Below are 14,457 nucleotides of genomic sequence, written 5' to 3' on the forward strand. Positions count from 1 at the left end.
CCGCCCGAACGGGGTGAAGCACAGCCGCCGCCCCCCCCAAAACCCCCCGCCCCCCCGTGAGTTATCGCCAGCAGGCGAGTGAACAGTTGCCCCTGACGGCGGGCCCGGCCGGCGAACTGTGGCAGACCCAGCTCCGCCACTATAAGCCGCTGATCGAGCGGATCATCGCCCAGACCGAACGGCGGGTCCTGGCCGGCGGGCCGGTACCGGCTGGCGACAAGCTGGTGAGCCTGTTCGAGCCGCATGCCCACATCATCGTCAAAGGCAGCCGCGACGGCGACTACGGCCACAAACTCAATCTCACCACCGGCAGAAGCGGACTGGTCCTCGACCTCGTCGTCGAAACCGGCAACCCGGCCGACAGCGAGCGCTTGCTGCCGATGCTGGAACGCCACATCGCCCTTTATGGCCAGGCGCCGCGTCAGGCGGCGGCCGACGGCGGCTACGCCAGCCGCGATAATTTGAGCGGAGCCAAAGCCTGTGGCATCCGCGACATGGCCTTCCACAAAAAGTGCGGCCTCAAGATCGAAGACATGGTCAAGAGCCGTTGGGTCTATCGCAAGCTCAGAAACTTCCGCGCCGGCATCGAGGCCGGCATCTCATGTCTGAAGCGCGCTTATGGCTTGGGGCGCTGCACCTGGCGCGGGCTCGACCACTTTAAGGCTTATGTCTGGTCCTCGGTGGTCGCTTACAATCTCGCCCTCCTTGCCCGCCTCAGGCCGACCTTACGCTCCTGATCCGGTGGCGTTCAGAGCAAGCCCGGCGAGCGTCGGCCGATACCCCATGACCTCATTGCCGCCAGATCGCTCTTCGGCCATAACCTGCGCGGCCTTCTGCCATCACGCGTCCTAAGAAACGATGGCAGCCGGCAAACAACCTTTCAAAACCGAAGAAAAACAGGCGTTTATGGACGGGCACTAGCTAAGCTAACCTATTTGCTCAAGGGACTTCAACCGCTGGCTAATTCTCTCTGCAACTGCATCTCGCGACCTCAAACGCTGTGCATCCGCTATTCCAGCGATTCGCTTGTCATTTCTTTCCTCATGCTCATAGAACACACCCCTGAGGGCTCTAATAGCAGAAGTACTTTTAGGATTTGCCCATAAATGGCCGTCCTCCACAAAGACATATTCATCTTCCCGGACCGCCACCAGATCAAAATCCACCAACCAGGAATTCTTCGGCGAACAAACGTCCATATTCCCCGAATAGGCGGTCGCCACCACCGGAATCCCGCTTGCCAATGCGTCAAGGATGTCTATGCCTAGTCCCTCCGCGCGATGTAGAGAAACCAAACAGTCGCAGGATCTTAATAGCTCCCTTTGGCGCAACGGACTATAAGTCTCGTTAATGATCTCGATGCGGCTGTCGTCGGAACAACGGCGCTTTAACGCAAGCCACGCCTGCTTTTGGTGCGCGCTATGAACGTGGTCTGCATTTTGTGTCTTGATGATCAATCGCACACTTTCGACACCATCAAATGCGGCCAAGAACGCCTCAACCACCGCAATAGCATTCTTGCGTTGCGGCCAAGAAAACGCGTCGAATGAGGTTAGAAACGTGAACCTATCAGGGCGTTGGCGCTCGCTGCCACACTCCTCACCTAGTTTAGATGCAGGAAGGCCTATGGTGACGACGGGAAAGCCACGCTCCTGGAAAAGCGAACCAATAAATGTTGAGGCCGACCAGACTTCATCAACTAAACTCATTCCTAAAAAGTGAAGACTGGAGACTTTATTAAGCTCCCAATAGGGAAATATAATATTGTATGAGTTCCGGATAACGTCACCATTCTTCAGGAAAAACTCCGGTATTTGCTCGGAATTTAGGTGAATTATGTTTATATCAGAGCAACGAACATCGTAATTGTAATTACCCTCGATGGAGGCACTTTGAATTCCATCGTTATAGCAAACAAAATGGCACTCAGCCTCTACCTCGCGCACGGCTTCCATCAGTCTGCGGCTACTCTCGCCGAGCCCCAATAGCTTGTCGAATGGGCCTATAAACTGAAGCCGATAGGTCCTGCGCTTCTCAGGTTTCCCTGTAGAACTTGGAACAACATTTTCCGTGGGAACATCTACAAAGGCCTCTGCGCTCTGCGGCCGCAGATGTCTATTCTTTTCCGAAGAATGCAATTCTTTGTGTCTGCAAGACAACGCCCGAGCATCATGTTGAAGGTGCGCACCCAAATCGCTTTCAACATGTTTACGGACGTGGGAATTCTGGAAAGCGTAATAGTAGCACCACTCATAAACCCGCCGTCTGCCGGACGGGAAAAGCATCGCAAGTGGGTTAACCAGACCATTGCGCAGGGCAAAAAGCACCATAAAGTAGTTCAATGGAAATGTGTGACCGAATCCACATTGGACAAACTCGCGGAGCTTCCCCGCCTCATCGGGACGCAGGATCGATTGGTCCAGCTTTAGTTGGCGGCCTCCCTCCATGCTCCACCAATATGGCCCATAAGCCTTTCGGATAGCGGAGAAATTCTTCCAGAAGATGAGCTTAAGACATTTCGAAAGTGGCGGAAATCTCAGCTCAGAGCGCGCGTTCTCAATCGACGATCGGACGAACATCTTTTCGTCGTCCGACAGCGGAATAGACCCACGGGCGAGATTATATATGTAGTCGTTGACGTACCAACTATAGAATTGGTCGTCATCACCCTTCCAGTTTTTCAGCCGCCTTAAGAATTCCGTGAAATCGCAAGATTGGACCCGAGCACGGCGTTGGTTCCCGTAGACATCAGACCGAGACAGGACGCTGGCTGCCCCAGGGGCTTCCGGCACTTCATCGGTGGGAAAAGCAGCGGCCTCACTTAGCACCAATCTGTCCCAGAACCGCTTCCGTCGCATCGCGCGTGTAGCGCCAGCCCCTTTCAGTCCACGCAGATGACCGCCGCGAGCTGCGAGCCATATGGCGCCCGCACCAGGCACAAACATCTCCACACTATCTATCTCGGTCGCCGCGGCTCCTGCCAATGGCAACTTGAATCCGTGTGTGCCGTTGCCGAGACCGCCATCGAGTAGGTCGGGCCGAAAATATGCACAGGTCCACTGCCCTCGGTAGTCGCCATTAATGAACAATTCGAAGACGACGCTACGCGTCGGGTGTTTGGAGTCAAAAAGCCAACCAAACATATACCCGTCGGAAATGCTATCGACGTGGCCACGAATTCTGGAACGCTTGAGCAATAGCCGACTTCCTACGTGGATGAACATGAGATCCTCAGCAGGGGCCATTCTTTCCACATGGCACCTGCGAATTTGTTGTAGCAAAAGATCCGCAGAAAGGTTCGATCGCTACATTGGATTCGGATTGAACCCGAATCTCACCCCCGCCCAAACTCGTCGGCGATGCGGACAATGTCATCCTCGCCCAGATAAGAGCCGGTCTGCACCTCAATCATCTCCAACATGATCTTGCCCGGATTCGCGAGGCGGTGGGTTTCGCCCTGCGGAATATAGACAGACTCATTCTCGCGTACCACCTTAACCTCGTCACCGATCGTCACTTCGGCGGTGCCCTTCACACAGACCCAATGCTCAGAACGGTGATGATGCTTCTGTAGCGAGAGCTTCTTGCCTGGAGTTACGAAGAGCCGCTTCACCTGAAAGCGGTCGCCGTTTAATACTGACGTGTAGCCACCCCAGGGGCGATATGAGGTGGGATGCGTCTCTGTTAATGCTGCGGTCGCTTTTGTGGCGGCGAGGTGCTTGACGATCTTGCCGACGTGTTGGCTGTCATCGAGGCGCCCCACGTAAACGGCGTCTTCGCTGGCGATGACTGCAACACCTTCAAGGCCCAGCACTGCCAAGTGGCTGTTATTGGACATAACGAGGGAATTTTCCGTGTTGATGACCGTCGCATTGCCCAAGACGACGTTTCCCGCCTCGTCGCGGGCACCTAGCTTCCAAACCGCATCCCAGCTACCCATGTCGTTCCATGTTATCGAGGAGACCACTACTGCGGCGTTGGAGGTCTTCTCCATGATCGCATAATCTACTGAGATATCCGGGCTAGCCGCAAACGCGTCAGCATCCAAACGAATGAAGTCGAGGTCACTTGTAGCTTTTGAAAGTGCGGCGCGGGCAGCCTTCTCTACATCGGGCGCAAAGGTCGACATCTCGTTTAGCATCTGACTGGCCTTGAACATGAAGATGCCGGAGTTCCAAACGAAACCACCCTCACTAAGCATCCTCTGCGCATCCGGCAGCGCTGGCTTCTCCACGAACCGTTTGACGCCGGAAGCGCCGGTTGAAAGGCGCTCGCCGACCTCGATATAACCATATCCCGTTGCGGGCTCTGAAGGGCTGATACCGAAAGTTACAAGTTTGCCGGCAAGTGCAGTCTGTTGTGCTGTCCGGATCGCATCGAAATAGCCTTGGTCTGCGACAATCTCGTGGTCGGAAGCCAATACCTGAACTACCGCGCCTTCACTGAAGCGTTTCGCTACGAGAGCCGCAGCAACCGCGACTGCGGGAGCGGTATTGCGAGCAGTCGGTTCCAGCAAGATCCCGCCGAGTTTGATGCCAAGCTCCCTAGCCTGTTCTGCCACGAGGAATCGGAAGTCCTCATTGGTAATCACGAGCGGAGGCTCATACAGCGCTTGGTCGGAGACGCGAGCAAGTGTTGCCTGAAATAACGTTCTATCGCCAACGAATTGGATGAACTGCTTCGGCGCGCTCGCTCGGGACAAGGGCCAAAGTCGAGTACCCTTACCACCCGCCATGATCACGGGAATGATTCTGCCAGTCGTGCTTTTTTCTTCAGTCACCTGTGTTGTTCCTGTTCCTGATGTGGCAGTCTCTTGGCCAGCATTACCTGACACCCGGCGCGCCCATTGGCGAACGAGTTCAAGACTTTGATTAAGCAGCGCCGCTGCGGCCTCCTCACTTTGCGCCTCAACGTAGCAGCGCATCTCTGGCGCATTTCCAGATGGGCGAAAATGTGCGACGCGAGCATCTTTGAGTGTGATCCTCAAGCCATCGATATCACTCGTCGTTGCAACATCGCAGATCGTTGCAAGGAATTTACCGAGATTCTCGTTCGATGCGCGCAGATGTGACATGAGCGCCGCGCTCGCCTCGACTGCGAAGTTCTCGAGGCGGCTTGAAGCGGCAAACGGCAATCCGAAGCCATTGGCTAACTTCGATAGCGCGGTTTTCCGCGTCGCCAAAAGTGAAAGAACGGCTAGAATAGGCAGGAAGCTGTCGCGGGTCGGGAGGGCTTCGACGATTTCGCCTTCGACCGTAAACCCGGAGCCGGTTAGCAATCCGCCATTCGCCTCGAAACCCATTACTCCGGGCCGCCCGGCTTGTAGTGCACCATTCATTCCAGCAACGACAAACGGCGAGCCGACCTTGGTACGTATGACATCATAGTCGCCGGTTGCTTCGATACCGGAATTGGATGTGACTGGTGTTACGACAGTTTTCGCTCCGAGAAATTGTGCCGCGATCACGCCGAGCAAATCACCACGCACCGGTACGCCGGTTTCGTCCGCTACAAGCGGACGATCTCCGTCGCCATCTGCGGACACAATAGCATCAAGCGCGTATTGTTTCGCCCACCCTTTAAGCAAGCCAATGGTGTCGGCTGTAACTGCTTCGGTGTCGACCGGAATGAAATGTGCGGAGCGCCCAAGTGTCACAACTTCGGCTCCGTAGTGTCCGAGAATCTCAACGAGGAGGTCACGTGCGACGGTCGAATGCTGATAGACGCCTATCCTGAGACCAGACAGCGCAGAATCCGGCAATAGCCGCTTGTTGCGGATAAGAAACAGCGCCTCCGCCTCCTTGGACCGATCCGGTCCAATAACTGGCGTGAGGTCTACCGCAGCTCGATCAATCTCGGCGGCGATCGCGCTAATCCGCACCTCGTCCTGCTTATCGATCTCACCGTCTGGTCGATAGAACTTTATCCCATTGCGATCATCAGGGATGTGCGAGCCAGTAACCATCAGCGATGCTGCACCTAGCTTCAATCCGTAAAGCGCCAGAGCCGGTGTCGGCAAGGTACCGCAATCAACCGGATTCAGGCCCGAACGCTTCAGTGCACCCATCGCAGTTGCAGCAATCTCAGGACTTGAGGCACGGAAATCACGTCCAACGAGAACTGTGTCGCCAAGCTTCGCTGCACCAATTTCGATAAGGTGTCGGGCAAAGGCTTGAGCATACACCGACGTCGTGCAACCCAGAAGGTCGACAACAAGGCCCCTTAGGCCACTGGTTCCAAAATTCATTCTTCGCCTCAAATGACTACTACTAGACACACTAAAAATCGAGCGGATGCTTAGGAGAAATCGCGGATTTTCGCAAGGCCGCGCAATGTGGACATGGCTTGTGCTTGCTCATATCGAACATAACATCGACGCATCCTCTTCTCCGCTACAACTAGGCTCGAACCTCTCAGGGTGAGCCATGTTACACCCTGTCATGGCGCTCCGCGCTGCTTGTAAAGCGTATTGCAGCGAGAGCACTTGACTTGGCCATAGACGGCCTTCATTGCCACGCGGTGGCGCCTGAGGATCATGGATTGAGGCACCACATGCGGTTATGGTCGTGCCTGCACCCCAATTACATTACGCAACGTCGATCGTGAAGCATCACTTCTGAAATACGTTTGAATATAAATTCTCACTTCTGGAACACGAATATGCGAAACTCAAAAATATTGTCATCAGAATTGTTAGTAAAATCCTGGGGAACACTTACGGAATACAAATTCCAGTTTTCAAAAATATCAGGCGAACTCGCAGAGATCTCCAGAGAAGTCTACGATCGCGGAAACGCCGCCGCCGTTTTGTTGCACAATCCGGATAGTGATATGGTTATACTCGTGCGTCAGTTCCGCCCGCCGGCGATGGTAAATGGCAGCAATCCTTTCCTCTTGGAGGTTTGCGCAGGGGTATTAGAGGGCGATGATCCGGAAACCTGTGCTAGGAAGGAGGCTCTTGAAGAAGCTGGCGTCATCGTTAATGATCTTCGATTTGTCGCATCAGCGTACGGATTGCCGGCGTCGGTGACTGAGGTGCTTAGTCTGTTTATCGGAACCTATGACGACTCCGCCAGACGCCCAGGCGGCGGCCTACCCGACGAGGGAGAAGACATCGAAGTGATCGAATTGCCTTTTCAAACAGCGTTTCAGATGATTTTGTCAGGCGAGATCATCGACATGAAGACAATACTTCTCTTGCAGCATCTTATGCTGGAACGCATGGTTGCTCCAACCGCCGACTCAGCCAAGTCCTAAAGCCAAAGCGAGAGACTACCGGAATTTTATGCAACGCGACTTCCGCAAGAAAAACGCTCAAGCACCAAGTCCATTGTTGGCCGCCCGAATAACATTGAGCGCGGCCGCAAATATGGAGTTCCAATGAGACCGGCGCTCTCAATCAGCACTCATTTGCATGAAATGAAACCACAGATGACAGGCGGGAGCGCGACGTCCACACCTGCTTCGAAAGTCAGGAAACACTTCAGCGCGCGTCGGTTCGGTGAATTATCCAAGATCCGATGATCTCATGGCACAGAAATGCACTCTAGCGTCTCGACTTCCCGCCGGTAAGGCGGGTACGTGTACGCCGATCGCAAGAGGTCTTCACCGGAGCGTGGCCGGCCGACCACAGTAGGTCGGATATCGTCAAGAAAACAACGCCGGGAAATACAGAGCTAAACGATGAATGTGAGATGAGGGAGAATTCGCCCCCCAATCATCACCCCTCACCCGCAACTCTCAACAGATATCTACCGTAGGAAGTCGTAGAGTACTTGTTGCCGAAGGCAATCAAGTCATCCCTAGAAATAAATCCTCTCAAGTAAGCAATTTCTTCAATACAAGCTATGTTTGTTCCTTGTCGATGCTGAATAACTCGCACGAATTCAGAAGCCTCCAGAAGGCTGTCGTGCGTACCTGTATCGAGCCACGCATAACCACGCGTCATCTTTTCAACGAAAAGATTTCCTTCTTCCATGTAAATGCGGTTGAGGTCCGTGATCTCGTACTCCCCTCGGGCCGAAGGGCGTAAAGACTTAGCGTGGGAAACTACGGCATTGTCATAAAAATAGAGACCCGTTACAGCGAAGCGAGACCGCGGACTAACCGGCTTTTCTTCGAGGCTGATCGCTTGACCATCGGCTCCTAACTCTACAACACCGTAACGTTCCGGATCCTCGACCTCATAGGCAAACACTGTTGCACCGGATGCTCGCCCCGAAGCCTTTTCAAGCAACTCAGCCAACCCCGCTCCAAAGAAGATATTGTCGCCCAGCACCAGTACGACATTATCCCATCCAATAAACTCTTCACCAATTGTGAACGCCTGTGCCAGCCCTTCCGGTTTGGGTTGGATGGCGTAATTCATCCGTAGACCAAGCGCTTCCCCATCCCCAAAAAGGCGTCTGTAACTATCAAGGTGTTCAGGCGATGAAATGATCAGTACATCCCGAATGCCTGCCTGCATTAATACAGATAGGGGATAATAGATCATGGGCTTATCATAAACCGGGATAAGCTGCTTGTTGATAGCCAACGTCGCCGGGTGAAGGCGTGTTCCGGAACCGCCAGCGAGAATAATACCTTTCATGGAAAATCTATTCCCCTATTTGTTTTCCGACGTTCGGAAAAATGAACTGCCTTGCATCGGCAAAAAGCGCTAGATCTCGAATTGAGGGTCAGACTTCTGACGCCAACAGGACAAATCCTCTTGTTCCTAGGTTCATTCAGGTAGAGACGCAAGGACTTGTCGCAAGGCTGCCGTCCAGTCGCGCGGCTCTATAGCGAAGTCCCGCCTCAACTTATCAATCGATAGTCTAGAGTTCGCGGGGCGCCGGGCCGGTGTCGGATACTGATTTGTGCCGATGGGTTCCAATGCTGGGACCTCGTGTCCGGCACCTCTGCGCTGCTCAAATATTTCGCGGGCAAAATCGTACCAGGTCGCGGAGCCATCATTGACAAAATTGTAGGTACCAACAGGCGCATGCCCATCCTCGATCAAGCGAAGGATGATCACGGCCACGGCCGACGCAATATCCAACGCGGCAGTTGGGCACCCACATTGATCATTGACGACCTTGATTAGCGGCCGTTCCCCGCCGAGGCGCAGCATCGTCTTCACAAAATTGGCACCCTGGGCGCTAAAGACCCACGCGGTCCGAACAATTACGTGGCGCGGATTCCCTGTCCTAATCGCTTGTTCGCCAGCTTCCTTGGAAGCACCGTAGACCCCGAGTGGGGCTACGGGATCATCTTCGCTGTAAGGTTCGCTTTTCCGCCCATCGAACACATAGTCGGTCGAGATGTGCACGACCGGGATGCCGTGCTTCCTGGTCGCCACAGCGATTGCTGCGGGAGCCAAAGCATTAATCCTCCAAGCGGTTAGGACGTCGGTCTCTGCCCGATCCACCGCCGTATAGGCGCCGCAGTTGATGACCCCACAGAAGTCGCCGTCTGCGATATAGTTGACAATATTCTCGCAATCGCTCAGGTCGAGTTCGCGGCGGGTCGGCGCGAAGAGCTGGACATCATCAGGCCATGTACACCCGAGCAGTTCCGTGCCTACCTGTCCTGCACCACCAGTGATCAGAATCCGACGCGTTTTCATCTACTCAGGCCGCGTCGGTGGGCTGCGTTCGTCCGGTCGAGAATTTCCTCCCACCAGTCGCGATTGCCCAAATACCAGGAGACAGTCTTTTCGATACCGCTCTCGAAGGTCTCAATCGGCTTCCAACCAAGCTCGATTTCGATCTTCGCTGCGTCGACCGCATAACGTTGGTCGTGGCCAGGACGATCCGCGACAAACGTGATCTGGTCGCAATACGAACGGCCATCCACACGCGGCCGCAGTCGGTTCAATATCTCACAGACAGTCTTCACGACATCGACGTTCCGACGTTCTGAATTTCCGCCAACGTTGTAAGTCTGACCGGGCACGCCTTGTTCGAAGACACGTTGCAGAGCACGAACGTGGTCTTCGACATACAACCAGTCGCGAACGTTCGCGCCATTTCCATAGACAGGAAGATCCTCGCCAGCGAGAGCCTTCACGATAATCAACGGAATCAGTTTTTCCGGAAAGTGGTACGGCCCGTAATTGTTCGAGCAGTTGGTGATCAGGACCGGCAGGCTAAATGTGTGTCCCCAAGCGGCAACAAGATGATCCGAGCCTGCTTTGGAAGCAGAATAGGGTGAGCGGGGATCATACGGCGTCGTCTCCGTGAAATAGCCAGTTTCACCAAGCGAACCGAAAACCTCGTCTGTCGAAATATGATGGAAGCGGAATCGCTCCCGTCGTCCGCCCTCAAGCGTGCGCCAATAATCCAATGCAGCCGTTAGCATTGTGTAAGTTCCGACAACATTTGTCTGTATGAAAGCACCCGGACCATCAATCGATCTATCCACGTGCGACTCAGCCGCCAAATGGGTAATCACATCAGGCTGAAAGCCCTTGACCGCCGTAGCCACCGCCCGCTCATCGCAGATATCCCCCTTCTTGAAACGGTACCGTGGCGAAGAGGCGACCGACGACAATGACGTCAGCGTACCAGCATAAGTGAGCTTGTCGAAATTCAACACCTCATGTTCGGTGTTCTCAATGAGATGCCGAACCAGAGCCGATCCAATGAAACCGGCGCCGCCGGTGACAAGAATACGCATACGCGTTCCTTCCGAAGCTTAAATTTCGACGAGTTCGAGCGGAGTGCCGTCATACCCAAACGGACTGTCGAAATCACTCAGTAGCGGCAGCCGCCGGTCCTTGGGGCTCAAGATTGGGTCACTACCTTGAGGCAGAGGCCACTCAACACCGATTTGAGGATCACTCCAGAGGATACCGCCGTCATTCTCCGGAGAGTAGAGGTTGGACACTTTGTAGGTCACCTCTGTCGAAGGTTCGAGCGTCACGAACCCATGAGCGAAACCGACGGGTACGTAAAGCTGGTAACCATTCTCCGCAGAGAGCTCGGCGCCGACCCACCGTCCGAAGGTGGGGGAACCGCGACGAAGATCAACCGCTACGTCAAAAATCCGGCCCCTGATACAGCGAACCAGCTTTGCCTGTTCATAAGGCGGCGTCTGAAAATGCAGCCCTCTCAGCGTGCCCACCGGAACTGAAAGCGAGTGATTGTCCTGAACGAAGCGGTCGGTGACGCCGTAGCCGGAGAAAACCGTCTCGTTGTAAACTTCCGAGAACCAGCCTCGATCGTCACCAAATCGTTTGGGGCGTAGCAACAAGACCTTGAAAGTCATCAGAAAGGACCCGCATTGCGATCGTTCAAGATAGTGGTCAACCCAAGGTGGGCTGACGAGGCGTTCTGGCAGGCCTTCAGGGCCTCAAATCCCGTATCTGCTGCCAAGGTCATTTGCAAGGCAGCCTGTCGCGTCGCGGCAGCAATTGTCCGGCGCATCTCCAGATCTTCGACGAGTTGATCGATAGTTTGGCACCAGGCCCTAGCGTTGTAAGGAAGTCGCAGTTCTGCATCCTCACCGGGGTAGCCATAGGCCGCGCCTTCCGAAAACACACCAGCCGCTTTATATCGGGCAACGTCGATCCGCTTCGTCGGCGCTCGACTATCATTCACGCGCGACGGGTGAAGCGGAACGAGCATGACATCGATGGTCCGATTGTTTGCGTCTGCGACATAGTCGTTCCAGGGTATTGGTCGTCGGACTGAGACTCGTTCCATGCCTTCCCATATTGATGCCGCGCGCGCGTCTGCGAACACCTCAAATCGTGCCTCCGGCCGTTTCTCTAAGATTTCCTCAATGATCGGACGCAGAAAACGATGTTCTTCGAGGTGAACGCCTGTCGCGTGATAAGCGATTAGAACTCGGTCTGATATCGGCTCCAAAGAACCATACTTGCTCGATCGCGGCCTCCACAGTCTCTCGGGAGGCGCTGGAGGCAACACCTGAACTTCCTCCAACTGCAATGTCGAAGCCAAATGCGGCGTCGAAGCCCAGACTATATCGAGGTGGCGATTGAGACGGCGCAGCGGCCAAAGCGCCCGAAAACACAGAACGAAGCGATAACGCAGACTCGCATCTCGCCCTGTCGCCACTGCCGGTATGTCATCATCGACAAAGAGCCCTACACCGGACAGCCGATCAGCATTGGTATCCAGCCAAGTCAGCACGTCAGGTGACGCATAGCGACAGATGATGATGAAAGCGCCCTCGGGAGCAAGGTCGGCAAGTTTGCCGTGCCTGATATCGACGGCCTCAGACGGGAGCATGCCCGGCGCATCGAGCCGAGCAGCAAAATAATAGTCAAAAGTCGGGTTCGGCATGCGCCCGAAGACGATGATCCGTTTGACAGGCCCACGTGGACGACCAGTCGCCCCCGGCCTCAGCTTCGGGCGCGGCAGCTTTTGTTCGATCCATAGAGCAAGTCGTTCTCTGTGATCAGTCATCGTGATGACCTAGGAGATAGATCGCGCGGGCGGGCCTCGAGAACAAAATCCTCCGCGATCAGGGAGAGGTTCGGGTTGTGATACGGATCATTCCGCAAAATATCGCCCCACCGCTGATACACGGTCTGTTCCTCGCGCGCGAAACGGCGCAACTTTTCAGGTGTGTTGTCTGCTCCTCGGGAGACCGACTCCCGATGCAACATTGCACTATCGGGCGTCCAGGTAATCCTGAACCCTGCCTGTCGCACTTTGAGGCAATAGTCCACATCGTTGAACGCGACAGTCAAGTTGACTTCATCCATCCCGCCAGTTTGCATCCAAAGGCTCTTGCGTGTTAGCAGGCACGCCGCAGTAACAACTGATACCTCCCTGCACTCCTGCAAGAGGCCATTGTCCTCCCGTGATTGCGGGTGCAGGAAATGAAAGCTATGCCGAGCAACGGTGCCGGCACCGAGCGTCACGCCGCCATGCTGAATGTAACCGTCGGGGAAAAGCAGGAGGCTCCCCGCGGTGCCGACATCAGGATCATCCAGCTCCCGAGAGAGGTTGGTAAGCCAATCTCGCCGCAATGGCTCGACGTCGTTGTTGAGCAGAAGGATGAGTTCATGGCGCGATGCTTCGACACCAAGATTGCACGCCCGTGAAAAATTGAACGCCCCTGGGAGCGGCAGCCGGCGGATACGCCCAGCCTTTTCATAGCGCCCCATAAGGGCCAGAGCTGCGGGATCGCTGCTGTCATTGTCGATGACAATGACATCCAGATCAGCGCCTTCGGTGCTTTCAAAAAGCCCCTTCAGGCACGCCTCAAGCAGATCCGCCCGATCGCGCGTCGGGATGATGACGCTCACCTTGGGCACCTCAGCTGCATCCGCTTTAAGTTGAACAGGTCTCATCGTTCGTTGGTATGGAGCGTCTCTATGCAAGAGCACCCGCGGCACATGAAGGACCGCACCGCGGCGGCCCTTTGCAGCTTTGGCGATCACCTCACCCAACGGCATCTTCTCGAGGTCCAAGCCCTCCGGCAGGTCGGCCAAGCGAACAAGGGCGCCGTCCAATGGGAGCCAACCGGATTGCGCAAGGGGCGGGTTCCAGGCCGGCTTGAAGAACGGGTCGATCCGGCGACCACGCTTATTGACACGATCTTCGTCGCTATAAACCGCAGCCACCGAAGACGAGAAAGCGAAGGGGCGCGCAAGCCTCTCCAAAGCACGTGGCGCAAGGCGCGCGCCAGCCGGAATCCGTATCCATAGTTGCGGTCGGGCTGCGTTCCCATCATTCATACCTGCGACTTCACTGGCGGGCATCTCGGCGTAGTCACGCCAGGTCTGCGTGGCCAGTGACGCGCGTGTTTCGGCAACGGCCTCTTCAGTGCCGCGCCCGATGGAAACGAAGACGAAAGGTTTTGTTGGCCAATCTCCCGGAGCGTCAGGCACCTCCGCGCGCTCCGCCGCCTGCTGTGCGTCGATCCATTCGTCATAGCTCGGCGCCGACAAAGCGTCGACTTGCCTGGCAAAGCGAAACGTGGCGCCTTTCACGTTGCGCGCCATGAGAAGACGAAGAATACGAAGAATGAACAAAGGTCGTCGCAGAGCGAGGATAGTCCCGATTTCGAGCAGAGACAGCCGCCGCACGTTTATTTCCGGAGTAACGTCGGTGGATATTTCCGCTGTTGCGTCATCGGCGACAAGCGTTGCGCCTTCGAATTGCACCGGCAGCCATCCATAAAACCGTCCGCGGCCTTTGCTATTCACCAGGAAAGAGCGGAAAACCGTAGCTGGTACGCGGCCCTTTCGATGCAACGCCAAGCGCGGGCGCAGACCCAAACGGTGCCCTGGATCCTTAACCGTTAGAACGACAGGACGGTCGGCATAAGCTCCGGGCGCAGCCTTGAGCGGCACCTTGAATTCGACCTGTGAAGCTTCAGCCATCGTTCTCTATCTTGCAATTCAGCGAAACCGGAGTCGGTATGCCGCTTATGCCAGAGCTTGGAATGAAATTTAACTCATAATTCCGGTTATCTGCGCAAACCGAATATCCATGCATC

The 14,457-nt window shown here is 55.2% G+C and carries 9 protein-coding genes and 2 pseudogenes; 2 read left to right on the top strand and 9 right to left on the bottom strand.

All coding sequences use genetic code 11. The annotated features are described in order from the left end of the window. A pseudogene (locus AC244_RS31190) lies at positions 1-737 on the top strand (transposase); the annotation flags it as partial. 189 nt (positions 738-926) lie between these two features. Here the strand turns inward: AC244_RS31190 and AC244_RS31195 are convergent. From AC244_RS31195 to AC244_RS37755, 3 genes and pseudogenes are all read right to left on the bottom strand, one after another. After that, a complete protein-coding gene (locus AC244_RS31195; RefSeq protein ID WP_161807925.1) occupies positions 927-3,224 on the bottom strand; it encodes a glycosyltransferase in 2,298 nt (765 codons plus the stop codon). A 110-nt stretch (positions 3,225-3,334) separates the two neighbouring features. Next, complete coding sequence (locus tag AC244_RS37750) at positions 3,335-4,780, bottom strand: mannose-1-phosphate guanylyltransferase/mannose-6-phosphate isomerase (protein WP_268750795.1); 1,446 nt, start codon at positions 4,778-4,780, stop codon at positions 3,335-3,337. Between the two features lie 60 nt (positions 4,781-4,840). Continuing rightward, positions 4,841-6,247 (bottom strand): annotated as a pseudogene (locus AC244_RS37755) (phosphomannomutase); the annotation flags it as partial. A 413-nt stretch (positions 6,248-6,660) separates the two neighbouring features. Here AC244_RS37755 and AC244_RS31205 point away from each other — a divergent pair. Continuing rightward, a complete protein-coding gene (locus AC244_RS31205) occupies positions 6,661-7,257 on the top strand; it encodes an NUDIX domain-containing protein (protein WP_063934178.1) in 597 nt (198 codons plus the stop codon). 463 nt (positions 7,258-7,720) lie between these two features. Here the strand turns inward: AC244_RS31205 and rfbA are convergent, their stop codons facing one another. The 6 genes from rfbA to AC244_RS31235 form a co-directional block, all read right to left on the bottom strand. Beyond that, a complete protein-coding gene (gene rfbA, locus AC244_RS31210; RefSeq protein ID WP_053252717.1) occupies positions 7,721-8,590 on the bottom strand; it encodes a glucose-1-phosphate thymidylyltransferase RfbA in 870 nt (289 codons plus the stop codon). 132 nt (positions 8,591-8,722) lie between these two features. Beyond that, complete coding sequence (gene rfbD / locus AC244_RS31215; RefSeq protein ID WP_053252718.1) at positions 8,723-9,607, bottom strand: dTDP-4-dehydrorhamnose reductase; 885 nt, start codon at positions 9,605-9,607, stop codon at positions 8,723-8,725. After that, on the bottom strand, positions 9,604-10,659 hold the full coding sequence (gene rfbB, locus AC244_RS31220) for a dTDP-glucose 4,6-dehydratase (protein WP_053252719.1): 1,056 nt from the start codon (positions 10,657-10,659) through the stop codon (positions 9,604-9,606). The genes rfbD and rfbB overlap by 4 nt, the downstream gene beginning before the upstream one ends. Before the next feature lie 18 nt (positions 10,660-10,677). After that, on the bottom strand, positions 10,678-11,250 hold the full coding sequence (gene rfbC, locus AC244_RS31225; protein WP_053252720.1) for a dTDP-4-dehydrorhamnose 3,5-epimerase: 573 nt from the start codon (positions 11,248-11,250) through the stop codon (positions 10,678-10,680). Beyond that, a complete protein-coding gene (locus tag AC244_RS31230) occupies positions 11,250-12,413 on the bottom strand; it encodes a hypothetical protein (RefSeq protein WP_152976191.1) in 1,164 nt (387 codons plus the stop codon). Before AC244_RS31230 ends, rfbC begins: the two co-directional genes overlap by 1 nt. Then, entirely contained in the window at positions 12,410-14,341 is a 1,932-nt protein-coding gene (locus AC244_RS31235) for a glycosyltransferase family 2 protein (protein WP_053252722.1), read from the bottom strand. Before AC244_RS31235 ends, AC244_RS31230 begins: the two co-directional genes overlap by 4 nt. Positions 14,342-14,457 lie beyond the last annotated feature (116 nt).

The organism is Ensifer adhaerens (genome assembly GCF_001270265.1).
In the GTDB taxonomy this organism is placed as follows: Bacteria; Pseudomonadota; Alphaproteobacteria; order Rhizobiales; family Rhizobiaceae; genus Ensifer; species Ensifer adhaerens_B.

What these genes read in the sequence shown, in the direction of transcription:
- AC244_RS31195 (WP_161807925.1), bottom strand. Translation starts at nt 3,224, where the DNA reads ATGTTCATCCACGTAGGAAGTCGGCTATTGCTCAAGCGTTCCAGAATT.
- AC244_RS31205 (WP_063934178.1), top strand. Translation starts at nt 6,661, where the DNA reads ATGCGAAACTCAAAAATATTGTCATCAGAATTGTTAGTAAAATCCTGG.
- rfbA (WP_053252717.1), bottom strand. Translation starts at nt 8,590, where the DNA reads ATGAAAGGTATTATTCTCGCTGGCGGTTCCGGAACACGCCTTCACCCG.
- rfbD (WP_053252718.1), bottom strand. Translation starts at nt 9,607, where the DNA reads ATGAAAACGCGTCGGATTCTGATCACTGGTGGTGCAGGACAGGTAGGC.
- rfbB (WP_053252719.1), bottom strand. Translation starts at nt 10,659, where the DNA reads ATGCGTATTCTTGTCACCGGCGGCGCCGGTTTCATTGGATCGGCTCTG.
- rfbC (WP_053252720.1), bottom strand. Translation starts at nt 11,250, where the DNA reads ATGACTTTCAAGGTCTTGTTGCTACGCCCCAAACGATTTGGTGACGAT.
- AC244_RS31230 (WP_152976191.1), bottom strand. Translation starts at nt 12,413, where the DNA reads ATGACTGATCACAGAGAACGACTTGCTCTATGGATCGAACAAAAGCTG.
- AC244_RS31235 (WP_053252722.1), bottom strand. Translation starts at nt 14,341, where the DNA reads ATGGCTGAAGCTTCACAGGTCGAATTCAAGGTGCCGCTCAAGGCTGCG.